The sequence below is a fragment of the Actinosynnema sp. NPDC053489 genome, assembly GCF_044544865.1.
Taxonomy (GTDB): Bacteria; Actinomycetota; Actinomycetes; order Mycobacteriales; family Pseudonocardiaceae; genus Actinosynnema.
In genome coordinates this window covers 281,029-304,902 of sequence record NZ_JBITXT010000009.1, presented here as the reverse complement: position 1 = coordinate 304,902, position 23,874 = coordinate 281,029, and the positions used below count along the sequence as shown (strand labels likewise).

Sequence of the window (23,874 nt, the reverse complement as noted above, 5' to 3'; positions counted from 1 at the left end):
GAACCGTGCACACCAACCACGACGTCGACGTCCTGGGCCTGCGCCTGCGCAACCCCGTGGTCGTCGGCTCCGGCCTGCTCACCGACCAGGCGCGCAACATCCGCAGGCTCCTGGAGGTCGGCGCGGGCGCGGTCGTGACCAAGACCATCCACCCCTCGCCGCCCCGCGACCTGGACGAGCGCATCCTGCGGTTGCCCACGGGGATGCTCAACAGCACCACCTACTCCAAGCGCCCGGTGGACGAGTGGCTGGGCTACCTGCGCGACTTCGCGGCCGACGCCCTCCCGGTCATCGCCTCCGTGCACGCCGACCACCCCGCCGAACTGGGCGAGCTGGCCGCGGCCGTGGCGGACACCGGGTGCGGGGCGTTGGAACTGGGCATCTCCTGCCTGAACGAGGAGGACGGCCTGGAGGACACGCCGGAACGCGTGTTCGCCTACGCGTCCGCCGCGCGCGCCGCGACGGCCATCCCGTTCTCGGTCAAGCTCGCGGTGGGCGAGGGCCTGCGCGACCGGGCGCTGGCCGCGCTGGAGGGTGGCGCGACGGCGCTGAGCATCAGCGACACCATCCCCGCCGCCGCCGTGGCGGCAGGGGGCGGCCTGGAACTCGGCGGCGTGTTCGGCTACTCCGGTCCCGGCATCAAACCGCTGGTCCTGGGTGCGATCTGGGCACTGCGGGAAAGCGGCGTCTCCGCTCCCGTGCTGGGCATCGGGGGCGTGCAGTCGGCCCGGGACGTGCAGGACTACCTGGCTGTCGGCGCGCGTGTCGCGCAGGTCTACACCGCGCTGCACACCGACATGTACGGCACGCTCGACCGCATCGTGCGCGACGTGGCGGCGCTGCCGGGCGCTGCGGCAGAGGTCGTGCGATGAGCCCTCGCCGAGGCCGCCCGTACGCGGAACTGACCAGCGCCGAGGTCCACGACGCCGTGCGCGGCGCGACCCTGGTGTGGCCGGTCGGCAGCACGGAGCAGCACGGGCCGCACCTGCCGCTGGCGGTCGACTCGCTGCTGGCCGAGGCGTTCGCCCACGACCTCGCCGCGCGGCTGGACGGCTTCGTCCTGCCCGTCGTCCACCTCGGCGCCCGCTCCCTGCCCCAGAGCGGGGGAGGACCGGCCTTCCCCGGCACCCTCTACGCCACCGGCGCCGAGCTGATCCGCTACCTCGCGGCGGTGCTCCGCTCGCTCGCACGGCTGCCGTTCGCACGACTGGTCGTGCTCAACGGGCACTTCGAGAACGAGGCGCTGCTGCTGGAAGCCGTGGACGAGGCGTGCGTCGCCGGTCCGCTGCACGACCGCGAGGTGCTGGTGTTCAGCTGGTGGAGCCTGGTGGACGAGGCGTGGGCCCGCGAGCAGGACGAGCACTTCCCCGGCTGGCACGCCGAACACGCCGGCCACACCGAGACCAGCCTCGTGCTGCACCTGCGCCCGGACCTGGTGCGGGACGAACGACCTGATCACAAGAACCCGCCGCCGGCCGGCGTCTACGCCCACCCCCTCGACACCGCAGTCGCGAGCACCGGCGGCGTGCTGTCCCGCACCTCCGGTGCCTCGGCGGAGGCCGGGCGGCGACTGTTCGACCACGTCACCGAGCGGGCCGCCGCCGAGGTCCGCCGCGGGTTCGGCCTGACCCGGCCGACGGGGGCGGGCGAATCCCCTCGACCGCGTCCGTGACAGCACCGGAAGGACACCACCGGCATGCCAACCCCTTTCCACCTGGCTTTCATCCTGAACTTCACCACCGACGACTGGCAGGGGCCTTTCGGCAACGGCGGCAATCCCTGGGACGGCGAGTTCCACATCGGCGTGGCGCGGGCGTTGGAGCGGGCCTGCTTCGACTACGTGATCATCGAGGACAAGCTGATGGTCCCCGAGACCTACGGCGGCAGCGCCGCCGCGGCGTTGCGCCAGGCCGCCATCGCGCCCAAGCACGACCCGGTGCCGCTCGCCGCCGCGATGGGCAAGGCGACGTCGGAGCTGGGCATCGTCGCCACCCTGTCCACCCTGGCCTACCCGCCGTTCATGACGGCGCGGTTGTCCTCCACGATGGACAGCCTGCTGCGCGGTCGGTTCGGCTGGAACATCGTGACCAGCGCGGAGGACCTGGCCGCGCAGAACTTCGGCATGGACCAGCTGCCGCCCCGCGAACAGCGCTACGAGATGGCCGACGAGTACGTGGACCTGGTGCGGCAGCTGTTCGACTCGTGGGACGCGGACGCCGTGGTGCTCGACCGCGAGCGCGGCGTGTTCGCCGACCCGGACAAGGTGCGGCCGATCCACTTCCGCGGCAAGTACTTCGCCAGCCGCGGTCCGCTCAACACGGTGCCCTCGCCGCAGCACCGGCCCGCGTTCGTGCAGGCGGGGGCCTCACCGCGGGGGCGGGCGTTCGCGGCCCGCAACGCCGACTCGGTGATCGCCATCGCCAACGGACCGGAGGAGATGAAGCGGTTCCGCGACGACGTGCGGGCCAAGGCCGCGGACCAGGGGCGCGACCCGGACTCGATCAAGGTGCTGTTCTGCGTCACGCCCACCCTGGGCGAGACCGACGCGGAGGCCCGGGAACGCCACGAGCGGATGGTGAACGCCCCGGAGTTCATCCAGGACGTCCTGGTCCAGGTGTCCGCGCTGACCCAGATCGACTTCGCGCGGTTCGACCTGGACCAGCCGTTGCCCCACCGCCTGGAGACCAACGGCGAGAAGGGCACCCTGGACCAGTTCCAGCAGTGGGGCAGCGGCAAGACGCTCCGGCAGCTCGTCGTGGAGAACGCCGGCGGCCTGGTGTCCTCGGTCGAGCTGATCGGCTCACCCGACACCGTGGCCGAGCGGATGGGCGAGGTGATGGCCGAGGTCGGCGGCGACGGGTTCATGCTCACCACGCCGCTGCTGCGCCTCAACCGCCGCTACATCGCCGACGTCACCGAAGGGCTGGTGCCCGCGCTCCAGCGCCGCGGCCTGGCGCGCGACCGCTACGAGCCGGGGCGGACGCTGCGCCAGCGGCTCCTGGAGTTCTGACCGTGACGGGCGCCGTGCGCGCCACCACGACGTCACCGCTGCGCGCGGCCGACTGGCGCGGCGACCCCCGCTACGGGTCGATCATCCCGGCCGCGGTGGTGGTCGTGGGCGGCCCCGGGAGGACCACGACGTTCGTCAGGCAGAAGGGAGGGCCGTTCGCGGGGCGCTGGATGCTGCCCGGCGGGGGCGTCGAGCCCGGCGAGTTCGTCCGGGACGCCGCCGCCCGGGAGGTCTTCGAGGAGACCGGCATCAGCGTGCCCCCGCACTCCCTCGAACCGATCGGCAGCTACGAGGTCGTCGCCGAGGCCCCGGACCCCGGCGCCTACCACGTGCTGCTGTTCGCCTTCCTCGCCACCGGACCCCACCTGCTGCCCGCGGGTTTCGTGGGCGACAACGGCGGTGGCGCGACCCAAGTCCGGCCGGACCAGTTGGACGTGCACTCCACCGACCGCCGCATCCTCGCCGACGCCGGCCTGCTGGACGACGCGAACGGGGCCATCGACGCGGCGCTCGCGCTGGACCGGCTCCGGGTCGGGTCGCTGAGCTGAAAGGGCTGACATGAGTGACGACCCACTGGTGCTGACCGTCCTCACCAGCAGCCTGCGCACCGGCCGCTTCGCGCCGGTCGTGGCCGACTGGTTCCTGCGCCGGGCGCGCGAGCACGACGGACTCGTCGTGACGTGCGTCGACCTCGACGAGGTGATCACCCCGCGACTGTGGTCCGATCCGTCGCAGGGGCCGAAGTGGCGACGCGTCGTCGGCGGCTCGGACGCCTTCGTCGTCGTGACGCCCGAGTACAACCACAGCTACCCGGGGTTGCTCAAGCACGCGATCGACAGCCTCAACCAGGAGTGGCACCGCAAACCGGTCGGCTTCGTCAGCTACGGCGGCCTGTCCGGCGGGCTGCGCGCGGTCGAAGCGCTCCGGCTGGTGTTCGCGGAGCTGTACGCCGTGTCCATCCGGGACACGGTCAGCTTCCACGGTGCCCGGGCCTGCTTCGACGAGGAGGGCGAACCGCTGGATCGGGTGGCCGCCGAAACGGCCGCGCTGCGCCTGCTCAACGAACTGACCTGGTGGGCTCGCGCCCTGCGCACCGCCCGGTCGCACGGCCTGCCGGCCGAACCGCAGGTAGCGGGCGTTCCGACCGGCTGAGTCATCCGGACCGGCGATCCCCCAGCCGTTCGGTCCGGACCACGGCGGGGCCGGTCGAGTCACACCGGGTGACTCGACCGGCCCCGCGTCCGTGTTGCCGGGGAACTCGGTCGACGGCGCGTGACCGCAACGACTCCCGGAGCCGTGCGGGCCAGGGGCTCGGTGCCGGCTGAACACCGCCGGGCGGAAGCCGCGGTCGACCTCCCTCGCGACGGGGGCTCGCTTGTCGGGTCGCCGGCGGGGATGTCCGTGTTCGCGACTACGCCGTCCCCTCGCTCCGACGGTGGTCAGGGTGAGGTGATGGTGAGGGTGACGACACCGGTCCGGGAGGTGACGCCGGTGGTCAGGCAGCCCAGGGGATTGGGGGCGGGATAGGTGACGACCCGGATCGCGGTGTCGCCGGCGAACCGGCCGGCGGTGATGGTGCCGGTGCGGGTGATCACGACGTTGCCGCCGACGATGGCCGTGGTGGCGTTGAAGGCGAACGTGCTGGTGTTGCCGTTGTTCCAGGTCAGGACGGAGGTCCCGGAGGAGAAGCCCGGCAGCGTCAGGCAGGAGCCCGGCCCGGTGAAGGTGGACCCGCTGGTCGCCGCGGTCAGGGTGGGATCGCTGGACACGCACGGGCTGTAGATCAGGTTGGTGGTGGTGGTGGCGGTGCCGGCGCAGGTGACGTCCTGCTGCACCGCACCGACCGGCGCCGCGCCCAACAGCACCAGAGTCGTCGGGATCACCAGCGCCAGTGCGGCAGCGCCGATCCGGTGGATCGCGGATCGCGACGAACCAGGCGATGACGGGTGCCGGTCCCAACGTGCGGGCGGCCGCGCAAGAGGCGCTCGACAACGGGACCGTCGACGCGTTCCTGGGCCACCTCAACGGCGGTCTCTACGTCGCACGTGCGCTCGACCCCTCGTGAGGTGCCCTCAACCGCCGTTTTCATGCGGTTGACGCGCCGCGCGGTGCCGGGCTTGCCGGTGTCGATGTCGTATTCGAGGTCCGCCACTGCAGGCCACCCTCGGGCCCGATGAACGATCTGCTCGCTCTTCGTCGCCGTTCGGCGGGTCGCCGCACCAGGCATCCTGGTTGCTCCCGCAACAGCGACCCGGCGGGGGAGTGGATGGCGGAGCAGGCGCGGCTGCGCGCGGTGTCCACTGACCAGGAGTTCCGTGGCGCTGTCGGTACCGGTCCACGAGCGCACCACCTCGACGGGCTGGACCGCCGTGACCCGCGTACGGGCTGACCTGGTGGGCGGGCCCCCGCTGTCCGGCGTGAGCGCCTGTCGCGGTGGTTCGACGTGGCGTGAGGTGATCGGCGAGCCGCTCCTGCCGTTCGTCGGCAGTGGTGGCCCGCCGGTCGGTGTGGTCCGGTCGCGCGGTCGGTTTCGGCTGGTTGGTCCAGCTCCTTTCGGTTTCTTGACCAAGGGCGACGTCCGCGATTATGGTCTAGACCACGTTACGGTGCGTGCCAGCGCTCCTGCGTGCTGTCATCCGCCGGGCCATCCCGCCGCCGGGGATTCGGATCGTGCCCAGGGAAACCTCGGGTTCCCTGCGAAGGAGCTGGACAATGGGTTTGAGACGGAAACTCGCGGTGTTCCTCGCCGGTGTCGGGATCGCCCCGTTCATCGTCGTGGTGGCAGCCGGAACGGCCAGCGCGCACGGGTACATCAGCTCGCCGCCGAGCCGGCAGGCGATGTGCGCGTCGGGCCGGGTCAAGCAGTGCGGCGACATCATCTACGAACCGGCCAGCGTCGAAGGTCCGAAGGGCTTGACCAACTGCCACGGCGGCGACGCGCGCTGGGCTCCGCTGAGCGACGAGAGCAAGCCGTGGCCGGCGACGACGGTCACCGACAACGTGTCGTTCAACTGGGTGATCGAGGCCCGCCACGCCACCACCACGTGGCAGTACTTCGTGGGTGGCACGAAGATCGCCGAGTTCAACGACTACGGCCGCCAGCCCGGTGCGACCGTCACGCACGCGGTGAGCCTGGGCGGCCGCACGGGGCGGATCAAGGTCCTGGCCGTGTGGAACATCGCGGACACGGCGATGGCGTTCTACTCGTGCGTCGACCTCCAGGTCGGCTCGGGCGGTCCCGACCCGACGACGACCACGCGTCCGACGACCACGACCACCACGCCGACCACGACCACGACGCCGACCACGACCACGACGCGTCCGACGACCACCACGACGACCACGACGACCACCACTGTCCCGTCGGGTGGCGCGTGGACGGCGGGCACCGCGTACGCAACCGGCGCCCAGGTGACCTACGGCGGCTCGTCGTACCGGTGCATCCAGGGCCACACCGCGTTGACCGGGTGGGAGCCCTCGAACACCCCGTCCCTGTGGCAGCGGCTCTGACCGTCCACAGCGGGTGACCCCCTCCGGCCGGGACGACGCGAGTCGTCCCGGCCGGACCCGTCAACGCGGGAACTCCGCCACCAGCCGCGCGCCGACCCCCGAGTCCGCAACGTGCCGCCGTGCGGGGGCGATGTCCGGTCCGCCCACCTACCAGCGCCGCACAGCCGCCCGAGTCGACGGCGAACAAGGACGACCCCACCCCGGTGGCCCGATCGACGCGCCGAGCCCGGCACCGGCCGCAGGGCGTCACCGACGACACCCCGAGGATGAACCTTCGGGTGGATGATCGATCCCGACCGGGTGCATCCGACGCACACGACAAGGGAGAACCGGCCGGGTTCTGCTTGTATGCCGCGAGTGCGAACGCAGCCTGATCAACGCTCCAGACGTCGAGTCGACCCCCGAACGCGGGGCTCGGCGCCAAGCGCGCACCGCTGACAACCGCGTACTCGCCGCGAATCCCATCGGCGCAGGCCCTGCCGGCCCGTCGATCGCACGTGCCTCGACGTTCCGTAAGGACTGATGAACCATGCTCTCCCGCCGCCGGACCAGCTCTCTCCTCTGCGGGTTCTTCGCCCTGCTGATCTCCTGCGCCCTCCCAGCGCACGGCACAGCCGGAACGTCGGCAGCACCACGGCCGCGCATCGCCAACGGGTCGCCGACCGCGCAGGTCTACCCGTTCATGGCGTCGTTGCAGTCGGCCGCCACGGGCGAACACGGTTGCGGGGCGGTCCTGATCGCCCCGGAGTGGTTGCTCACCGCCGCCCACTGCGTGAACGACTGGACAAGTCCGATGCACCACCAGGCCCGGATCGGTACCCAGGACCGCACCGCGGGTGGGACCGTGCTCAACATCCTGGAGGCCCGCGTCCATCCCGACTTCGTGGACGTCAGCGAGGGCAACGACATCGCGGTGCTCAGGCTGTTCGGCTCAGCGCCCCAGGAACCCCTCCGGATCGCGACGTCCGCGGAGGCGGTGCCCGGCACACCGACCCGCCTGTTGGGTTGGGGCAACACGTGTCCGGAACCCAGCCAGTGGGCGCAGTGCGGCTTTCCGGTCACCCTGCACTGGCTCAACACCTCGATCAGCGAGCCGGCCCGGTGCGCCCCCGCGCTGCGGGACAAGGAGTTGTGCACGCACAACCCCAACAACAACGCCGGCAGTTGCTGGGGTGACTCCGGGGGCCCGCAGATCACCTACCCCGAATACCGGCTCGTCGGGCTCAGCAGCCGCCTCACCGGTAGCTTCTGCGGGGCACAGCCCTCGATCCACACCGACGCCACCCGCCACCGCACCTGGATCACCACGATCACGGGTCCGCTGCCCTGACCGCGAACACCGCCGGACCGGCCGGGTCGCGGCCGACGTGCGAAAGCAGGCGTGGGCCCTGCCGGTGCCGGCGCACCCGGCCCCTTCCGACGGCGTTCCGACGTCGGAAGGGGCGTTGACCCAAGCGGATCCGAGCTCGCGGGTCGACGGTCTCAGACTCGATCACGTGGCGGCATCACCGGATCCCGGCGTTCCTGAGGAGGCGCCGAAACCGCCGGCTCTGATGCGACGAGATCCCGCACGTCCTGCGTACCGCAGTGGTACGTGCCGCCGGGGACGGGTGCCACCCCGGCTGCCGCGGCGACCCCGGTGCGCGCCTTCGGCTCGCGCAGCTTGCTCAGGTCCTCGTCGGGTTTGGGGAGGTTCAGGTCGGCGACCACCTTCTTGCCCTCGCGGCTGACCGGCATGCGCCACTTGGCGGTGAAGAACTCCGTGAGGTCGTGCCCGGCGACCCGGCACGCGAGTTCGAAGAACGTGTCGAACCTCTGCTGGTCGTTGCGCGAGTCCTTGTCGAATTTGGCCTTCCGCGAGAGCGTGAACAGCTTGGGCCAAAAACCGTTGCCGTACGCGAGTCGGAGTTGTTCCATCATCACCAGCCGCTCGAAGTGGTCGAACTGGTTGAACGCCGTGCCGCTGTCGATCTTCTTGAACGCGAGGTCGTAGTGGTCTTCGCCGTCCTCCGACTGGTCCAGCAGCCGGGACCTCTTCCCCAGGGAACGTCCGACGGCGAGCGACAGCACGTTGTTGTGCACGTCGGTGAGGTCATCGGGGGTGAACAACCAGGACTCGCGGTGGTGGCCGAACTCGTGGGCGAAGCACCAGTACTGATCCGCGCCCTCGCTCGTCAGGACGTGCACGATCGACCCCTGGTCGGCCGGAAAACCGAGGTGGCCGCTCGCCGCGTACGCGTAACCGTAACTCCACTTCTCATGGCACTCCACGCAGTGCTCGGAATACGGGCTTCGATCGTCGGCTCCGGGTGTCCAGCTCGACTTCCCGAAAAGTCCGACGGTCTCCTCGCACACGGTGGCCGAGCTCTCGAGGGCGTTGAGCACGGCGGCTTGGTCCTCGTCCTGGTAGGTGATCGCCGTCTTGCGGGTGACGGTGATGACGAGGTGCGGGCTGACGAGTTCAGCATAGGGCGTCTGGCGCTTCTCGAGCATTTCGCGCCACTGTTCACCGGTTGTCCTGCCCAGTTCGAAGTAGGGCGCTTCCCGCAGGCCGGAGAAGTCGGCCGTGATCTTCTGCGCGCTGGAGCCGGTCACGGAGACGTAGACCATCCCGCCGTACTTGTCGGTGATCTTGTTGTTGCCGGGCTCCAGCGTGTAGTAGCGCGCCTCCTTCGCCTGGTCCGAGATGACGTCGGGTCCAACGCTGATCGCCATCGCCCGCGGCGCCTCGGACCCGTCGAGCGTCACCTCCACGGTGAACTCCTTGTCCTTGACCGCGTACAGGCCGGTGGATCGCAGGCCGTAAGTCGGGTACTGGAGGGTGATCAGGCGCCAGGACTCGTCCTCGTAACCCGGTCCGGCGACGAAACCGATCTTCGTTCCCATGGAGAACCGGTCCTCTCGTCGTGGCGGTGTTCCGCCGTTGGAAGTGGGAGGTCCATCGGACGTCCGATGGCGTGCCACCGCGCTGTGCGGTGGGTGTGGCGTCAGGGAGCAGCCTTGTTCGGCGCCTCGCGCGACCGCTGCCCCGGGTTTCCACCCCTGGTGCGTGCCCGCCACGGAGGTGGCAGGCAGGACTCCTCGTCGAGGCTCGGCGAACTCCCGGGAACCTCCCCGGAAGGGCGGTTCTGGGACATGTCGCCCTCCGTCGCGGTCGGCACTCCTGTGTGCGGGCACGGTTCCGTGGGGATACCCGACCTCGGGCACGGCATCGCCGGCGAAGAGGTGGCCACCGCATCGTGTGATGTCGGGCCGGCCGAGGGTCGCGTCCCGCAGGTCGGCCTTCGTCACCGCACGCGTCCCGCTCGCCGGTTTCCGGTCCGCGTGCCCGCTGTGGTCGAGGTCTCGACCTCCACCCTTGATTATTAGTCACTGACCAACTTGGCTGGACGACATAATTGGTCAGTGACCAAAGGAGGATGTCGTGGACGTGGTGGTGGTCGGTGCGGGCCCGGTCGGGCTGTGGCTCGCGGCGGAGTTGCGGTCGGGCGGGGTGTCGGTGGTGGTGCTGGAGGCGCGGGACGAGCCGGACCCGCGCTCGAAGGCGTTGACGATCCACCCGCGCACGCTGGAGCTGCTGGCCTCGCGGGGGCTGCACGAGCGGTTCCTCGCCGAGGGCGGGCGCATCCCCGGCGGGCACTTCGCGGTGCTGGACCAGCGCCTGGACTTCTCGGTGCTGGACACGCCGTTCCCGTTCACGCTGGCCCTGCCGCAGGTGCGCACCGAGCAGCTGCTCGAGGAGCACGCGCGCGGGTTCGGCGTCGACGTGCGGCGCGGTCACCGGGTCGTCGGGGTGGCGCGGGGCGAGGGGTCGGTGGAGGTGCGCGTCGAGGGCCCGGAGGGGCGGTACGCGGTGGCCGCGGCCTACGTCGTGGGGTGCGACGGCACGCGCAGCACCGTGCGGGAGGCGGTCGGCATCGGCTTCTCCGGCACGGAGTCGCGCGTGCTGGGCTGGCTGGGTGACGTCGTGCTCGACGAGCCGCCCGCGGGTCCCGTCACGCGGGTGACCGCCGACGGCCTGGTGATGGCCGTGCCGCTGTCGCCGGGTCGGCACCGGTTGGTCGGCATCACGCCCGAGGACGTGCGCACCGACTGGCCGGGCGAGCTGACCCTGGAGGAGCTGCGCACCAAGACCCGGGCCGTGGCCGGCACGGACTTCGGGATGCGGGAGCCGTCGTGGCTGTCCCGGTTCGGCAACGCCTCCCGGCTGGCCGACCGCTACCGGTCGGGGCGGGTGCTGCTCGCGGGCGACGCGGCGCACCAGCACTTCCCGACCGGAGGGGTCGGCCTCAACGTCGGGGTGCAGGACGCGGTGAACCTGGGCTGGAAGCTGGTGGCGGTGCTGCGCGGCTGGGCCCCGGAGACCCTGCTGGACTCCTACGAGGCGGAACGGCGGCCGGTGGGCGCGGACCTGCTCGCCCATGCGAAGGCCCAGACCGCGCTGATGACGGACTTCACCCCGGAGGGGTTGGCGTTGCGCGACCTGGTGGGCGGGCTGGTCGCGGCCCACCCGGGCGTGTCGCGGGAGCTGGCCGAACGGCTCTCCGCGCTCGCCGTCGCCTACCCGGTCGACGGTGCCCACCCGCTCGTCGGCCGCCGCGCGCCCGACCTGGGCGGGTTGTTCGCCGCGCTGCGCCCGGACCGCCGCGTGCTGCTGGACCTGGCCGGCGACCTGGCCGACGTGGCCGACGCCGACCCGGGCGACGCCGGTCCCGGCCTGACCGTGCTGCGCGGGGTGACCGCGGGCGGTCGGTCCGGGTGGGAGGACGTGCGCGCCGCCCTGGTGCGCCCCGACGGGCACGTGGCCTGGGTCGGCCGGCCGGGCGACGACCTGCCCGCCGCCGCCCTCGCCGCGATCCGCCGCTGAGGGCGGGCACCGGTGGACCGCGTCCGCGCCGGCGCGCGTCGTCGAGGGGTCGTCCTGCCGGCGTCGGCGCAGGTGGCGTTCCTCGCCGCGGCGGCGGCGCCGACCCCGCTGTACCCGGTCCTCCAGCGGTCGTGGGGCCTGCCGCCGAGCGCCCTGACGGCCGCGTTCGCGACCTACGCGCTGAGCCTGCTGGCGGCGTTGCTGGTGGTCGGCTCGTTGTCGGACCACGTGGGGCGGCGACCCGTCGTGCTGGGCGCGCTCGGGCTCGACATGGCCGCGATGGCGGTGTTCGCGCTCGCCGACGGCCTGACCCCGCTCCTGGTCGCCAGGGCGGCGCAGGGCGTGGCGACGGGAGCCGCCGCGGGCGCGCTCGGCGGATGGGTGCTCGACGTCGACCGGGAGCGCGGCGCGGCGGTCAACAGCGTGGCGCCGGTCGCCGGCATGGCCGTCGGCGCGGCGGGCGGTGGCGCGCTGGTGGACCGCCTGCCCGCGCCGTGGGTGCTGTTCGCCGGCCTGCTGCTGGTGCTCGGCCTGCTCGCGGGGGTCGTGCTGGCCGCGCCGGAGCCGATCGGCGCGCGGCGCGCGGGGTTCTCGCCGCGCCCGGCGGTCCGCGTGCCGCCCGCCGCCCGCCCGCCCCTGGCCCGGGTCGCGCCCGTGGTCGTGGCGTCGTGGGCGCTGGGCGGGTTCCACCTGTCGCTGGGACCGAACCTGGCCCGCGCGGTGGTCGGGGCGGGCACGGCGCTGGGCGCGGGCCTGTTCGTGGCGTCGTTCTTCGCCGCCGGGGCGCTGGCCGTGTGGGCGCTGCGGTCGGTGGCCGTCGCGGTCGTGGTGGAGGTCGCGGCCGGCGCGCTCGCGGTGGGCGCGGCGGCCGGCTTCGCCGGGGTGTGGTGGTCCTCGGGGCCGGCGCTGCTGGCGGGCACGGCCGTCGCCGGCGTCGGGTTCGGCGCGGGCCTGGTGGGCGGGCTGCGCGCGGTCGCGCCGTTCGCCGCCCCGCACGAGCGGGCCGGCCTGGTCGCGGCGTTCTACGTGATCAGCTACCTGGGCACGAGCGTGCCCGCCGTCGCGGCGGGGATCGCCGCGGACCGCTTCGGGGTGGCGCCGGTCGCAGCGGTCCACACGGCCGCGCCGGCGGTCCTGGTGGTCGTCGGCGCCGCCCTCCGGGTCCTGCGCCGCCGGGCGCGGTGACGACGGCGCGGTGACGACGGCGCGGGAACGGCGGCGCGGGAACGGCGGCGCGGGAACGACGGCGCGGGAACGACGGCGCGGGAGCGACGGCGCGGCGCGCGGTCACGCCCGGTCCGGCACCACCGCCACCACGTCGACCTCCACCAGGAAACCCGGCTGGAACAGCGCCGCGACGCCGACGAGCGTGCTCGCGGGCGGCGCGGGGACCCCGGCGCGGAGCGGCCCGAGGATGGCGGGCACCAGTTCCGGCGCGTGGTCCACGACGTAGACGGTTTCCTTGACCACGTGCGCGCGGTCGGTGCCGGCGGCGGCCAGCGCGATGTCGATGTTCCGCGCGACCTGCTCGGCCTGGGCGGCGTGGTCGCCCGCGCCGACCAGCTCGCCGTCGGCGTTCCAGGCCACCTGGCCGGACAGGAACACCAGGCCGGGCACGGCCACGCTCTGGCTGATCAATTCGGGTGCGGCGAACAGGCCGGCGGGATTGGTGCGTGTCAGCATGGCCAACCATTGCCCCGCCGCGAACGCCGGTCAAGCCCGGCGTCGGACGAGTGCGTCACACAGGACATCGACCGTCCACACCGGACTGCACGGGAGGCGAACCGGTTGCGCGTTCGGGCAGGGGCGGTCGCCGGACGCGCACACCACCGGTGGCGCGGACCGCTCGCGCCTTCCCCTGTCGGTTGCCCGGGTGGGCCTCGTGCCGGCGGACCCCGGCCAGGACGGGATCGCGGCGTGCCGCCGACGCGTGCTGGAGGTCGCCCGCGCCGGACTGTTCCCGGCCGTCCGGTTCCGCCGGCAGGCGCACGTCCCTACCTGGCCGACCTCGTGGCGTACGCGCTCGTCCCCGACGAGGAGGACGAGCGGGGTGCGCTCCGCCGGCTCGGGCGGTGGCTGCCGATGCCGCACCTGGTGCCGCGCGACCTCGGTCCGGGAGGGGATCGGGCCCGACTCGACGCTCGGCCGGACGGACGTGCTGCTGCGCGCGGCCGGGTTGCCGGGCCGGGTGGTGGTCGAGGTGGGCGGCCCGGACGAGGTCGACGTCGCCGCGCGAGCGGCGCGTCAGGACGGGTCGGCCTGCGCGAGGCGACGCCTGCGCCGGTAGTCGGCGGCCTTCATCCGGTTGCCGCACTCGGCCATGCCGCACCACCGGCGCGGCTTGCCCCGCGAGTCGTCCACGAACAGCCGGGTGCACTCCGGCCTGCCGCACTCGCGCACCCGCTCCAGCTCGGCCGACCCGATCAGCTCGATCGCGTCCCGCGCCACGGTGGACAGCGCGGCCGCCAGGTCGCCGTGCCGCTCCGCGCGGCCGTCGACCAGCACCGGCCGCACCGGGGGCGCGTCGGCGAACGACTGGAGCCCGTCCACGTCCACCCGCCGGTCGGCGTCCACGCGCACCGCGTCGTACACCAGCTCGCGCAGCACGCGCACCCGGGCGGCCCCCGCGTCGTCCACCAGCGGCGGTCGGGTCAGCAACCCGGCCCGCACCACCCAGTCGGCGGCGCTCGCGCCGTCCGGCAACAGCTCCTCGGTCTCGCCGCGCCGCCACTTCAGCGTTCCCGCCAGGTCCAGCGACACCCGACCGCTCACGAAGACGTGCACGTTACCATTCTGATGGTGACGTCAACCGGTCGCCACCACCGGACGCGAACGTGCCCCGGGAGGCGGGGTCGACCACCTCCCGGGGCACGGACCGGTGGGCCCTACCGGGCCGGGATCACCACGGAGGGGGCGGAGTAGGTGCCCTTGGTGGTGACCTGCTGGGCGTAGGCGCCGCTCGGGATGGCGTACGTCTTGGTGGCGTAGCCCGACTTGTCGTTGACGACGTGGATGTAGATCGTCTCACCGGCGAGGTGCGTCGAGGTGATGCACTGGTTGGTCCAGGCGACGTTCGTCTTGATGCCGGTCTTGGCGAACGAGGCGAACACGTGGAACTCGTCGGCGTAGTTGCAGAGGGTGAAGCCGTACCTGACGGGGGACGCGGTGTCGGCCGATGCGGCGGTGGCCGACACGGTGCCGAGGGCGGCGACGGCCATCACGGAGAGGGTCAGCTTGCGGAGGAACGACTTCGCGCGCACGGTGCTCCTTCGGTGGTTGTGTTTGCGTGTCGACACGGAGTCTGGCCGCCTGCCGCGCGATTGCCGCCGTGCGCGGCTCCCGTCGTGCCTCAACGTGCACGCCATCGTGCCCGAGCGGGGAGTTTTGCCTTGTCCCGCAACGGATTGTGCCGGTGGTGTCGCCCGGCCGTTACGGTGTCGTGAGTGGACGGACGTCGCACGGGGCACCGACGCGGGGTTGCGGCGCTCGGGAGGACGGGGGCGGGCGATCGGCCCACCGCGACGTGCCCGAAGGGGCACCGACGGCGGCCCGGAGGGGCACGGTGCCGGCCACCGCCTTCCCGGGTCGGCCGCCCCGTGTTCGGCTTGATCCACCCTTGAGGTTGAGGAGTCGAACCGTGGTCTTCGCGCAGCGGCGTTCCGCTCCCCGGGCACCGATGCCCGCACCGCGCACCGCGCGGCGCGCGGGTACCTGCCCGGCCGACTCGCGTGCACGCGCATGACCGCCCCGGACGGGTGGTCCCCCGGTGATCGGGCACCCGGCGAGTGGTCGCCGGGTGACTGGGCCCCGACGGGTGGTCCGGACCCGTTCCGCACCGAGGACGTGGTCCTCCGGCTGGTGGTCGAGGGGCGGATCGCGCTGGAGCCGGCGGAGGCCGATCGGGTGATCGGCGAGCTGGAGCGCACGCTGGACGCGGTGGCCGAGCGCATGAGGGTGGTCGACCTGCTGCGCGGCACGACGCTGGCCGACCTGCGCCGCATCCACCCGGACGTGGAGCGCGCCGTCGTGGACGCCGTGTTCGCCGAGCAGGTCGGCGGCGGCCGGCTGCGGTGGGCGCTCGACGCGCTCCCGAAGTACATCAAAGCGCTGGAGGAGGCCAAGAAGCCGCGGCTGGACCGGCTCCGGCCCCACGGGCGCTGAGGCCGCCGGGCACGGGTCGCACGTCCGCGGGCACGGTCGCACGTCCGGGAAGAACCGGCCGGCACTTCGCGCAGCGGTCGCCCTCCGCGGGATCGGGAACCCCGCCGCCCCGCGCATGATCGGTGCCGTTCTCCCTCCCGACACGAGAGGCCCGATCGGATGCCAGCCTTGAAGAAGCGCTCCACCGCCGTCGCCGCGCTCGCCGGCGCGGTCCTGTCCGTCGTCGCGTCGCTCGGCGCCGGCGGCACCGCCAACGCCGCGTCGAGCACGTTCCGGCTGTGCAACTACGCCGACTACGTGGTCTCCGCCTGGTTCCCCTCGGTGCGGATCAACGCCTACACGACCACCACCTCGCTGTCGACGAGGCTCGTGTTCAAGAACGAGTGCGCGCAGTACCCGATGGACACCAACCGGCCGTTCGTCGTGGAGCTGCACGACCAGTCCAGCGGCTCCACGTTCTTCACGACGGCGACGCGGTACACCTACACCGGTTCGCGGACGCTGGTCCAGGCGTGGGGCACGCGCGCCAACCACCAGATCGGTGTCCTGCCGTACTGACGGCCGCCCTGCCGACGGGCCCGGTCCCACCACCGCGGTGGTGCGACCGGGCCCGTTCCGCGTGCGCTCGTTCCCGGGGTCGAAGAGGTGAGCGGTGGAGGACGAGGACGCCGAGTTCGTCGCGTTCGTGCGCGCCCGGCGCCCGGACGTGCGGCGCACGGCCTACCTGCTGTGCGGTGACTGGCACCTCGCGGAGGACCTGGCCCAGACCACGCTGCTGAAGCTCTACCGCGCGTGGACGCGGGTGGTGCGGCTCGACGCGGTCGACGCGTACTGGCGCAAGGTGTTGCTGCGGACGGCGATCGACCACGGCCGACCGCTCAAGCGACAGGAGAGGCCGGTCGCCTCGTTGCCCGACGTGCCCGGGTCCGAGGCGGACCCGGGCGGCGGCGTGGACGTCCGGGCGGCGCTGGCCTCGCTGCCGCCGGGGCAGCGGGCCGCCGTGGTGCTGCGGTACTGGGAGGACCGGTCGGTGGCGCAGACGGCGAGGTTGCTCAAGTGCAGCCAGGGAACGGTCAAGAGCCAGTGCGCCAAGGGGCTCGCGGCGCTGCGCCGCGAGCTGGCGGCGTGCCGGAGCGGAACGGGGGAGCGGTGTGGTGAGCGCCGCCCCCGGTGATCTCGACCCGCGCGGACGGAGATCGTCCCGTCGGCACGCCCGGTAAAACGCCATGCGCGTCTCACAATCGGTGCGCGTGATTCTTCCCTTCCGGGAAGATCATTTTTTGACGTGCTCCCCGCCGGCGGCCCCGGTCCGCCGGCGACCGGCGTCCCGCGCCCGCGATCACCGCTGTTCACCTGCGCGTCATCGCCCCACCACCTCTGACGTCCCGGTGTTGCCCGAACGGGCGAAGTAGGGGTCTCTTCGCGCACGGGCGCTCTCTCCCGTCATTGTCGCCGGACGCGGTGCGGCGCATTGTTTGCGCACGCCGGGAAGAGGGAGATGAATCAATGGAAATAGCTGTTGTGACCGGTGCGGCCGGGCTTGTCGGCACCGAAGCCGTGCGATTCTTCCGCGACCGGTTCGACCTGGTGGTGGGGCTCGACAACGGGATCCGCGGCACCCTGTTCGGCGCGGACGGCGACGTGAGCGGGAACGTGGCCGAGATGTCCTTCATCCCCAACTACCGCCACCACGACGTCGACATCCGCGACTACGCCCTCGTCGCCCAGGTGCTGAGCACCTACGGGACCGACGTCAAGCTGATCGCGCACACCGCGGGCCAACCCAGCCACGACTGGGCCACCGAGCGGACCCTCGACGACTTCTCCATCAACGCCGTGGGCACGCTCAACGTGCTGGAGGCCGCCCGACGGCACTGCCCCGACGCGACCCTCGTCGTGACGTCCACCAACAAGGTCTACGGCGACAAGCCCAACGCGCTGCCGCTGGTCGAGCTGGACACCCGCTGGGACATCCACCCCGACCACCCCTACTACCCGTTCGGCATCGACGAGACGATGGAGCTGGACGGGACCGACCGCACCTTCTTCGGCGTCTCCAAGCTGTCCGCCGACCTCGCCGCGCAGGAGTACGGGCGGCACCTGGGCATGAAGGTCGGCGTCTTCCGGTGCAGCAACATCACCGGCCCCCGGCACGCGGGCGTGCGGCTGCACGGCTTCCTGTCGCACCTGGTGCGCACGGCCGTCTCCGGCGGCGAGTACACGATCATCGGCCACGGCGGCAAGCAGGTCCGGGACAACATCGACGCCCGCGACCTGGTCCGCATGTTCTGGCACTACCACCTCGACCCGCAGCCCGGCGCGGTCTACCACGCCGGCGGCGGGCGGGAGCGCAGCACCTCGATCCTGGAGGCCGTCGCCAGGTGCGAGCGGCTCACCGGCCGCCCCATGAACGTCCGGTACGAGCCGGACGCCCGGTTCACCGACGCCCGCTGCTGGATCACCGACACCCGCAAGTTCCGCCGCCACTACCCGGGGTGGGAACCGGAGCACGGCCTGGACGACACCCTCGCGGCCATGCACGCCCACTGGTCCTCGTACCGCGGCACCGTCACGGAAAGGGTCTGACGAGCCATGGCCCGCTACCGCGCCACCCTGAACATGGAGTACATCAAGGACGCCGCCCAGGGGTTCCGCTGGGGCGTCGAGAAGGCGGCCGAGCTGGGCTACCGGTACGTGGAGCCGATGGTCCACACCGGGTGGGACCTGCTCAGCGAGGTCGACTTCTTCCACTCCTTCTCCATGGAGGAGGACCCGCTGCTGATGAAGGAGATCTGCGACCGGGCCGGCGTGCGGGTCTCGGGCATCAGCGGCCACAGCCCGCTGATGAAGCCCGAGGCGGCGGTGCCGAGGCTGACCAGGGCCATCGTGTTCGCCGCCGCCTGCGGTGCGGAGTTCGTCAACACCGACGACATGATCAAGCCGGAGTGGATGGAGGACGAGTTCGCCTGGCAGGTCATGCGCTACACGCTGACCAAGGCGGCCATGGTCGCCGAGCGGCACCGGGTCAACGTGTGCATCGAGCCGCACGGCACGTTCAGCTGCACCTCCAAAGGGCTGCTGGCCATCGCCGACCTGGCGCCGTCGCCGTGGATCAACGTCAACTTCGACACCGGCAACTTCCACCTCGCCGCGCTGGAGGACCTCTACGAGGGCCTGGACCGGGTCAAGCACCGCGTGGTCCACATGCACGCCAAGGACATCAGCGCGCAGCACAGCGCCGCGGAGCGCGGCCTGGTCACCGGCACCCCGGTCGGCTGCGCGCTCGGCGAGGGCGAGGTCGACTGGGAACGGGTCTTCGACGTCCTCGAACCGCTGGACCGGGAGATCTTCCTCAGCGTCGAGTGCGGCAAGGTCGACGAGGCGGAGCGGAGCCTGGCGTTCCTGCGCGACGTGCTGGGCGACAAGCTCATCGAGTGAGCGGGCGCGACCTCCTCCGGTCCGGCGGCGCTCACGCGGCTTCCCCTCCGACGCCGACGACCGCCACCGGGGACCGGCCTGGCCCGTTCGGGCACGGCGTCGCGGCGGTCGAGCAGCACCGGCGTCCCGCGCCTCGTCCGGTACCGGCCGGGGCGACACGATCCACGCAGCCAATGCCACCCACACCGACGAGGTGATCCCGTGTCCAAGCCCCGCACCACGCGGGCGGCGGTCGTCGCGCTGCTGCTCGCCCTGATCCCCCTGGCGGTCCCGACCGCCACCGCCACCGCCGCCACCACCACCAAGGTGAAGCTGTGCAACTACAGCGCCGACTACGAGGTGAAGGCGGTGTTCCCCGACAACGCGATGCTGTCCGCGCTGTCCCCGACCGTGCCGAACGACGGCACGTGCGCGACCATCTCGGTGTCCACCGGGCAGTGGTACCAGCTCCGCTACACCGAGAAGCAGACCAAGCGGTACCGGACGTCGGCGCAGTTCCAGGCGCGCGGCGCCACCACGCTCGTCCAGGCGTGGGGCACCTTCGCGCAGCCGGCGCCCGCGTTCTTCTACAGCTGAGCGAGCCGCCGGGCCGGACCGCGCGCGCAGCCGGTCCGGCCCGGGACGGCACGGAAGGAGAGGACGTCCATGGGCAACAACGAGTACCTCGGCAAGGTCGCGCTGGTGACCGGTGCGGCGGGCGGCATCGGCGAGGCCATCGCCCGGCGCCTGGCGGAGGGCGGCGCGCGGGTCGTGGTGGCCGACCTCGTGGCCGAGCGCGGCGAGGCGGTCGCGGAGGAGATCGGCGGCGCGTTCGCGCAGTGCGACGTCCGCGTCCCCTCGGACAGCCGCGCCGCCGTCGAGACGGCCGTGGCCCGCTTCGGCGGGCTCGACCTGGCGGTGCTGAACGCCGGCGTGGTGACCGGTGGGGACGGGTTCGACCCGCAGCGGTACCGGCGGGTCGTGGCCACGAACCTCGACGGCGTGGTCTACGGCATCGAGGCCGTGCTGCCGGCGCTGCGGGCGCGGGGCGGCGGCACCGTCGTGGCGATGTCCAGCCTGGCGGGCCTGGTGCCCGTGCCGTTCGACCCCGTCTACGGCGCGACGAAGGCGGCCGTGGTCAACTACGTGCGGTCCTACGCGCCGCTGGTCGCCCACGAGGGCATCCGGATCAACGCGCTCTGCCCCGGCTTCGCGGAGACCCCGATCATCGACGGCTTCCGCGGTGTCATCCACGACCTGGGCATGCCGATCCTGGAGGTCTCGGACGTGGTGGACGCCTTCGAGACCGTCCTCGGCTCGCCCGACAGCGGCGAGTGCTGGCACCTCCAGGTCGGTGCCCCGGTCGAGCAGGTGGCGTTCGCCGTGCCGGGCGCCTGACGCCGCGGGGGGCCGGTCCCGCGCCGGCCCCCGTCGCCCGCGCACCCCGCGGATCAGCGCCTGGCTCCGTCCAGGCGCCTGCGGGACCGGATGAGGTCCCACCGGGCGCCCAGGCCCTCGTAACCGGCCGCGGCCCGCGCGTACAGGTCCGCCGCCGCGTGCCGGTCACCGCGCGCGGCGCAGGCGACCGCCGCGTCCTCCAGGGCCTCCGCCAGCTCCACCGCGCGGCCCACCGAGCGGTGCTCCTCGGCCACCGCCAGCAGCGCGCCCACGTCCCCCGCCACCAGGGCCCGGCACCAGGCCGCCGCCCGGGCGGCCCGGCCCGGCCGGACCTCCGCGGCGGCCTCCCGTTCGCAGACCTCGACCGCCCGCCGCGCCTCGGCGGGCCGGTCGGCGTCGAGCGCGAGCCGCACCAGCAGCGGCATCCACTGGTGGCGCAGCAGCACCGGCGCCTCCTCCGGGCCCGGCACCGAGGCCAGCAGCCGCACCGCCTCGTCCCGCCGGCCCCGCCGCTCGGCCGCCAGCGCCGCGGCGGCCAGCAGGTAGTCGCCGCTCTCCCGCTCCGCCCCGACCAGGTCCCCCGGTGACGCCACCGCGTCCAGGTGCACCGCCGCGTTGGCCCACTCGTCTCGGCGCACCGCGATCAACGCCGACAGCCCGTGCCGCAGGACCTGGGCCGACCCGCGCTCGCGGATGCCGTAGAAGGTCAGCCCCGGCGCGTCGTAGTCCACCCCGCCCATCTCGACCAGCGCGCCCTCCCAGGCGCCGGTCCAGTAGTGCTGCACGGCCAGCGGGACCTCCATGCCCGTCGGCAGCCCGTACCGGGTGATGATCCGCCGCGCCTCCATCAGCGCGGCCTCCGCCTCGGCCAGCCGGTCCAGGTTCCGGAGCGTGAACGCCCTGTTGTCCAGCAGGTCGCACCTGGCCTCGGCCATCCCGCGCTCCTCGCCGACCAGCGCCAGCGCGTCGTCCACGTGCCGCAGCGCCCGCTCGTGGTCCCGGCGGGCGGAGGCGACGAACCACCGGTCCCGCAGCGCGTACGCCGCCGCGCGCGGCTCGCCCGCCGCGACCGACTCGGCGTGCACCCGCTGGGCGACCACGTCGACCTCGTCCAGGTCCGCCAGGTGACCGCGCCGCAGGGCCGCGATCATCGCGTGGTGCCGGGTCAGCCACGTCTCCGGCACGCCCGGCATCCGCACCGCGCCCTCCAGCGCCGCGATGGCGCCCGCCACGTCGCCGCGGTGGCGCCGCGACCGCGCGAGCAGGTGCCGGGCCTCGGCGGCGTCCCCGGGGGCGATCACCCCGGCCAGCGCCTCCGCGGCCACCTGTTCCACGTCGCGGCCCAGCCGGAACAGCGTCCGCAGCAGCACCATCACCAGCGCCGCCCGCTCGCCGTTGCCGACCAGACCGGTGGCCAGCAGCCGGTGCAGCAGCTCCACGGCCGCCTCCGGCGCCCGGTCCGCCAGCTCCTCGCGGTGCTCCGCGACCCAGCGCGCCACCCAGGCGTCCACCGCGGCGACGCCCAGGTGTTCCACCACCTGCTCCAGGGGCGCGCCGGCGTCCGCCAGGTCCTCGGCGGCCTGCCGGTGCAGCGCCACCCGCAACGGCTGCGGCACCTGGTTGTAGAGGGCCCACCGCACGTAGGGGTGGCGGAACGCCAGGTCGTCGCCCGACTCCACCACCATCTGCGCCGCGACCGCCTCGTCTAGCTCGCGCAGCAGGTGCACCGGCGAGCGCCCGCTGACCGCCGCCAGGGCCGCCACGTCGAACCGCATCCCCAGCAGCGCCGCCGACCGCAGCACCTCCTGGGCGCCCTCCGACAGGTCGGCGAGCACGTTGCGCACCCCGCCGCGGTCCCGGTACAGCGAATCGACCGGGGAGGTGTCGTCCACCTCGGCCGCGCCGTCGACCACGCGCACGCCGCCGTCGCGCGCCATCAGCTCCGCGATCTCCACGGCGTAGAGCGGGTTGCCGCCCGCCGCGGAGGCCAGCGACCGCAGGCCGGGGCCGCGCGAGGCGCCGATGACGGCGCCCACCAGGCGCTCGGCGTCCGCGGGGGCCAGCGGCGGCAGCGCCACGAGCAGCCCGGCGGCCTCCAGCACGCCCCGGCGCAGCCGCCCCGGGCGACCGCGCGCCCCCGGCCTGGAGGCGCCGACCAGCAGCAGCGGCAGGTGCTCCGTCGCGGTGGCCAGCCGGTTCCAGAGCAGCAGGCTCGCGTCGTCGGCCCACTGGAGGTCGTCCACCACCAGGACCAGCGGCGCGGTCGCGCACAGCTCGCCGGTGAACGCCAGCAGGCGGTCCACCGGCGCGGTGCGGTTCCAGCCGTGCTGGGCCGCCGGCTCGCGCAGCTTCACCGCCAGCTCGGCCCGCCGCGGGTCCGCGGCGGCGGGGGTCACGTCCAGCGCCTCCATCACCACCTGGAGGGGGAACCGGCCGCTCACCTCGTCGGCGACCGCCCACGCCAGGTGGCACGGCCGCTCGACGGCGCCGCCCAGGGCCTCGGCCAGCAGGGCGGTCTTGCCGATGCCCGCCTCGCCCTCCACCCACACCGCCCGGCCGCGACCGGCGAGGACGTCGTCCAGCGCGCCGGTCAGCGCGGCCAGCTCCGCGGCGCGCCCGAGCAGCCGCCCGGTCGGCACCCGGGGCGGGCGCGGCGGCGCGACCCGCAGCACGGGCACTTCCGGCCGCGACCCCGCCGCCGGACCCGACAGCACCACCTGGTGCAGCTCGCGCAGCGCCGGACCGGGTTCGCGGCCGGCCGCCGCCAGGGAGAGCCGAGCCGTGCGGAACGCCTCCAGCGCCTCCGCGTGCCGCCCGCCGCGGTGCAGGGCGAGCATCAGCAGCTCGTGCGCCGCCTCGTCCAGCGGGTGTTGCCGCACCAGGTCGGTCAGCTCCGCGACCGGCTCGGCGTGCTCGCCCAGCTCCAGCCGGGCGCGGGCGCGCAGCCGCACCGCCTCCAGTCGCACCGCCTCCAGCCTGCGGCGGGCCTGCTCGGCGAACGGGCCGCGCACCCCGGCGTAGGCCTCGCCGGACCACAGCGCCAACCCCTCGTCGAGCGCCGCCACCGCGCCGCGCCGGTCACCCGCCGCGTACCGCCGCTCGGCCTCCAGCCGGAGCCGGTCGAACACCGCGCTGTCCAACGCCGCCTCGTCCAGCCGCAGCGAGTAGCCGGCCGCTCCGGAGACCAGCAGGTCCCGCGCCGGGCCGAACGCCCGCCGCAACCCCGACAGGTACGTGTGCAGGTTGCCGGTGGCGCTGGCGGGCGCCTCGGCACCCCAGACCCCCGCGATCAGCGTGCGCAGCGGCACGAGCCGGTTCGGGTGCGCGCTCAGCACCGCCAGCACCGCCTGCTGCCGGTTCGAGCCCAGCGGCAGCTCGTGGTCGCCCAGCCACGCGCGCGGCGGGCCCAGCACCTCGAGGCGCAGCGAGGAGGTCCCGGGCTCCGTCACAGTTCCTCCGATCGGCCTCGGCCGGCGCGGGTGCACCCGCGCCTCGCGGCGTTTCCGTTCAA

At 73.4% G+C, this 23,874-nt stretch carries 24 protein-coding genes; 18 read left to right on the top strand and 6 right to left on the bottom strand.

The window, feature by feature from the left end; translation table 11 throughout:
- Window positions 1–5: 5 nt before the first annotated feature.
- From ACIGNX_RS22545 to ACIGNX_RS22525, 5 genes are read left to right on the top strand one after another with little or no spacing between them, the layout of a single operon-like run.
- On the top strand, window positions 6–872 hold the full coding sequence (locus ACIGNX_RS22545) for a hypothetical protein (protein ID WP_396542634.1): 867 nt from the start codon (window positions 6–8) through the stop codon (window positions 870–872).
- Window positions 869–1,672: a creatininase family protein gene (locus tag ACIGNX_RS22540; RefSeq protein WP_396542633.1), complete on the top strand. Its 804-nt coding sequence runs from the start codon at window positions 869–871 to the stop codon at window positions 1,670–1,672. The genes ACIGNX_RS22545 and ACIGNX_RS22540 overlap by 4 nt, the downstream gene beginning before the upstream one ends.
- Before the next feature lie 24 nt (window positions 1,673–1,696).
- Window positions 1,697–3,010, top strand: a complete 1,314-nt coding sequence (locus ACIGNX_RS22535; RefSeq protein ID WP_396542632.1) for an NtaA/DmoA family FMN-dependent monooxygenase — start codon at window positions 1,697–1,699, stop codon at window positions 3,008–3,010.
- Between the two features lie 2 nt (window positions 3,011–3,012).
- On the top strand, window positions 3,013–3,558 hold the full coding sequence (locus ACIGNX_RS22530; RefSeq protein WP_396542631.1) for an NUDIX hydrolase: 546 nt from the start codon (window positions 3,013–3,015) through the stop codon (window positions 3,556–3,558).
- Window positions 3,559–3,568: 10 nt separating this feature from the next.
- Window positions 3,569–4,162, top strand: coding sequence for an NADPH-dependent FMN reductase (locus tag ACIGNX_RS22525; RefSeq protein ID WP_396542630.1), 594 nt, complete (start codon window positions 3,569–3,571; stop codon window positions 4,160–4,162).
- Between the two features lie 287 nt (window positions 4,163–4,449).
- Here ACIGNX_RS22525 and ACIGNX_RS22520 read toward each other — a convergent pair whose 3' ends face one another.
- On the bottom strand, window positions 4,450–4,893 hold the full coding sequence (locus tag ACIGNX_RS22520; RefSeq protein ID WP_396542629.1) for a hypothetical protein: 444 nt from the start codon (window positions 4,891–4,893) through the stop codon (window positions 4,450–4,452).
- Window positions 4,894–4,949: 56 nt separating this feature from the next.
- On the opposite strand from ACIGNX_RS22520, the gene ACIGNX_RS22515 reads away from it, so the two are divergent.
- The 3 genes from ACIGNX_RS22515 to ACIGNX_RS22505 all read left to right on the top strand — a co-directional run bounded on the left by ACIGNX_RS22515 (window position 4,950) and on the right by ACIGNX_RS22505 (window position 7,850).
- Complete coding sequence (locus ACIGNX_RS22515) at window positions 4,950–5,075, top strand: hypothetical protein (RefSeq protein WP_396542628.1); 126 nt, start codon at window positions 4,950–4,952, stop codon at window positions 5,073–5,075.
- Between the two features lie 647 nt (window positions 5,076–5,722).
- The gene (locus tag ACIGNX_RS22510) at window positions 5,723–6,520 is read left to right on the top strand and encodes a lytic polysaccharide monooxygenase (protein ID WP_396542627.1); all 798 of its coding nucleotides are present in this window, start codon (window positions 5,723–5,725) and stop codon (window positions 6,518–6,520) included.
- 529 nt (window positions 6,521–7,049) lie between these two features.
- Complete coding sequence (locus ACIGNX_RS22505; RefSeq protein WP_396542626.1) at window positions 7,050–7,850, top strand: S1 family peptidase; 801 nt, start codon at window positions 7,050–7,052, stop codon at window positions 7,848–7,850.
- 152 nt (window positions 7,851–8,002) lie between these two features.
- On the opposite strand, the gene ACIGNX_RS22500 is transcribed toward ACIGNX_RS22505, so the two are convergent.
- Window positions 8,003–9,811, bottom strand: coding sequence for a M60 family metallopeptidase (locus ACIGNX_RS22500; protein WP_396542625.1), 1,809 nt, complete (start codon window positions 9,809–9,811; stop codon window positions 8,003–8,005).
- A gap of 133 nt (window positions 9,812–9,944) precedes the next feature.
- Between ACIGNX_RS22500 and ACIGNX_RS22495 the strand changes: the two genes are divergently transcribed.
- Window positions 9,945–11,387 (top strand): FAD-dependent monooxygenase, encoded by a 1,443-nt coding sequence (locus ACIGNX_RS22495; RefSeq protein WP_396542624.1) that lies wholly within the window; start codon window positions 9,945–9,947, stop codon window positions 11,385–11,387.
- Window positions 11,388–11,399: 12 nt separating this feature from the next.
- Window positions 11,400–12,572 carry an MFS transporter gene (locus ACIGNX_RS22490; protein WP_396542623.1) on the top strand — a complete coding sequence of 391 codons (1,173 nt, stop codon included), beginning with the start codon at window positions 11,400–11,402 and terminating at the stop codon, window positions 12,570–12,572.
- A 102-nt stretch (window positions 12,573–12,674) separates the two neighbouring features.
- Here the strand turns inward: ACIGNX_RS22490 and ACIGNX_RS22485 are convergent, their stop codons facing one another.
- Window positions 12,675–13,070, bottom strand: coding sequence for a RidA family protein (locus tag ACIGNX_RS22485; protein ID WP_396542622.1), 396 nt, complete (start codon window positions 13,068–13,070; stop codon window positions 12,675–12,677).
- A gap of 190 nt (window positions 13,071–13,260) precedes the next feature.
- Here ACIGNX_RS22485 and ACIGNX_RS22480 point away from each other — a divergent pair, with 190 nt between their 5' ends.
- The gene (locus tag ACIGNX_RS22480; protein WP_396542621.1) at window positions 13,261–13,674 is read left to right on the top strand and encodes a hypothetical protein; all 414 of its coding nucleotides are present in this window, start codon (window positions 13,261–13,263) and stop codon (window positions 13,672–13,674) included.
- Here ACIGNX_RS22480 and ACIGNX_RS22475 read toward each other — a convergent pair.
- Window positions 13,632–14,171, bottom strand: a complete 540-nt coding sequence (locus tag ACIGNX_RS22475) for a CGNR zinc finger domain-containing protein (RefSeq protein WP_396542620.1) — start codon at window positions 14,169–14,171, stop codon at window positions 13,632–13,634. The two genes, ACIGNX_RS22480 and ACIGNX_RS22475, sit on opposite strands and share 43 nt — an antisense overlap.
- 101 nt (window positions 14,172–14,272) lie before the next feature.
- The gene (locus ACIGNX_RS22470) at window positions 14,273–14,647 is read right to left on the bottom strand and encodes a hypothetical protein (protein ID WP_396542619.1); all 375 of its coding nucleotides are present in this window, start codon (window positions 14,645–14,647) and stop codon (window positions 14,273–14,275) included.
- Between the two features lie 478 nt (window positions 14,648–15,125).
- Between ACIGNX_RS22470 and ACIGNX_RS22465 the strand changes: the two genes are divergently transcribed.
- The 7 genes from ACIGNX_RS22465 to ACIGNX_RS22435 all read left to right on the top strand — a co-directional run bounded on the left by ACIGNX_RS22465 (window position 15,126) and on the right by ACIGNX_RS22435 (window position 20,363).
- On the top strand, window positions 15,126–15,548 hold the full coding sequence (locus ACIGNX_RS22465) for a hypothetical protein (protein WP_396542618.1): 423 nt from the start codon (window positions 15,126–15,128) through the stop codon (window positions 15,546–15,548).
- 159 nt (window positions 15,549–15,707) lie between these two features.
- Window positions 15,708–16,106, top strand: coding sequence for a hypothetical protein (locus ACIGNX_RS22460; RefSeq protein ID WP_396542617.1), 399 nt, complete (start codon window positions 15,708–15,710; stop codon window positions 16,104–16,106).
- Between the two features lie 94 nt (window positions 16,107–16,200).
- Complete coding sequence (locus tag ACIGNX_RS22455; protein ID WP_396542616.1) at window positions 16,201–16,722, top strand: SigE family RNA polymerase sigma factor; 522 nt, start codon at window positions 16,201–16,203, stop codon at window positions 16,720–16,722.
- A 332-nt stretch (window positions 16,723–17,054) separates the two neighbouring features.
- Window positions 17,055–18,134, top strand: coding sequence for an NAD-dependent epimerase/dehydratase family protein (locus tag ACIGNX_RS22450; RefSeq protein ID WP_396542615.1), 1,080 nt, complete (start codon window positions 17,055–17,057; stop codon window positions 18,132–18,134).
- 6 nt (window positions 18,135–18,140) lie between these two features.
- The gene (locus ACIGNX_RS22445; RefSeq protein WP_396542614.1) at window positions 18,141–18,986 is read left to right on the top strand and encodes a sugar phosphate isomerase/epimerase family protein; all 846 of its coding nucleotides are present in this window, start codon (window positions 18,141–18,143) and stop codon (window positions 18,984–18,986) included.
- A gap of 201 nt (window positions 18,987–19,187) precedes the next feature.
- Window positions 19,188–19,562 carry a hypothetical protein gene (locus ACIGNX_RS22440; RefSeq protein WP_396542613.1) on the top strand — a complete coding sequence of 125 codons (375 nt, stop codon included), beginning with the start codon at window positions 19,188–19,190 and terminating at the stop codon, window positions 19,560–19,562.
- A 69-nt stretch (window positions 19,563–19,631) separates the two neighbouring features.
- Window positions 19,632–20,363 (top strand): SDR family NAD(P)-dependent oxidoreductase, encoded by a 732-nt coding sequence (locus ACIGNX_RS22435; RefSeq protein WP_396542612.1) that lies wholly within the window; start codon window positions 19,632–19,634, stop codon window positions 20,361–20,363.
- A 53-nt stretch (window positions 20,364–20,416) separates the two neighbouring features.
- Here ACIGNX_RS22435 and ACIGNX_RS22430 read toward each other — a convergent pair whose 3' ends face one another.
- The gene (locus ACIGNX_RS22430; protein ID WP_396542611.1) at window positions 20,417–23,812 is read right to left on the bottom strand and encodes a BTAD domain-containing putative transcriptional regulator; all 3,396 of its coding nucleotides are present in this window, start codon (window positions 23,810–23,812) and stop codon (window positions 20,417–20,419) included.
- Window positions 23,813–23,874 lie beyond the last annotated feature (62 nt).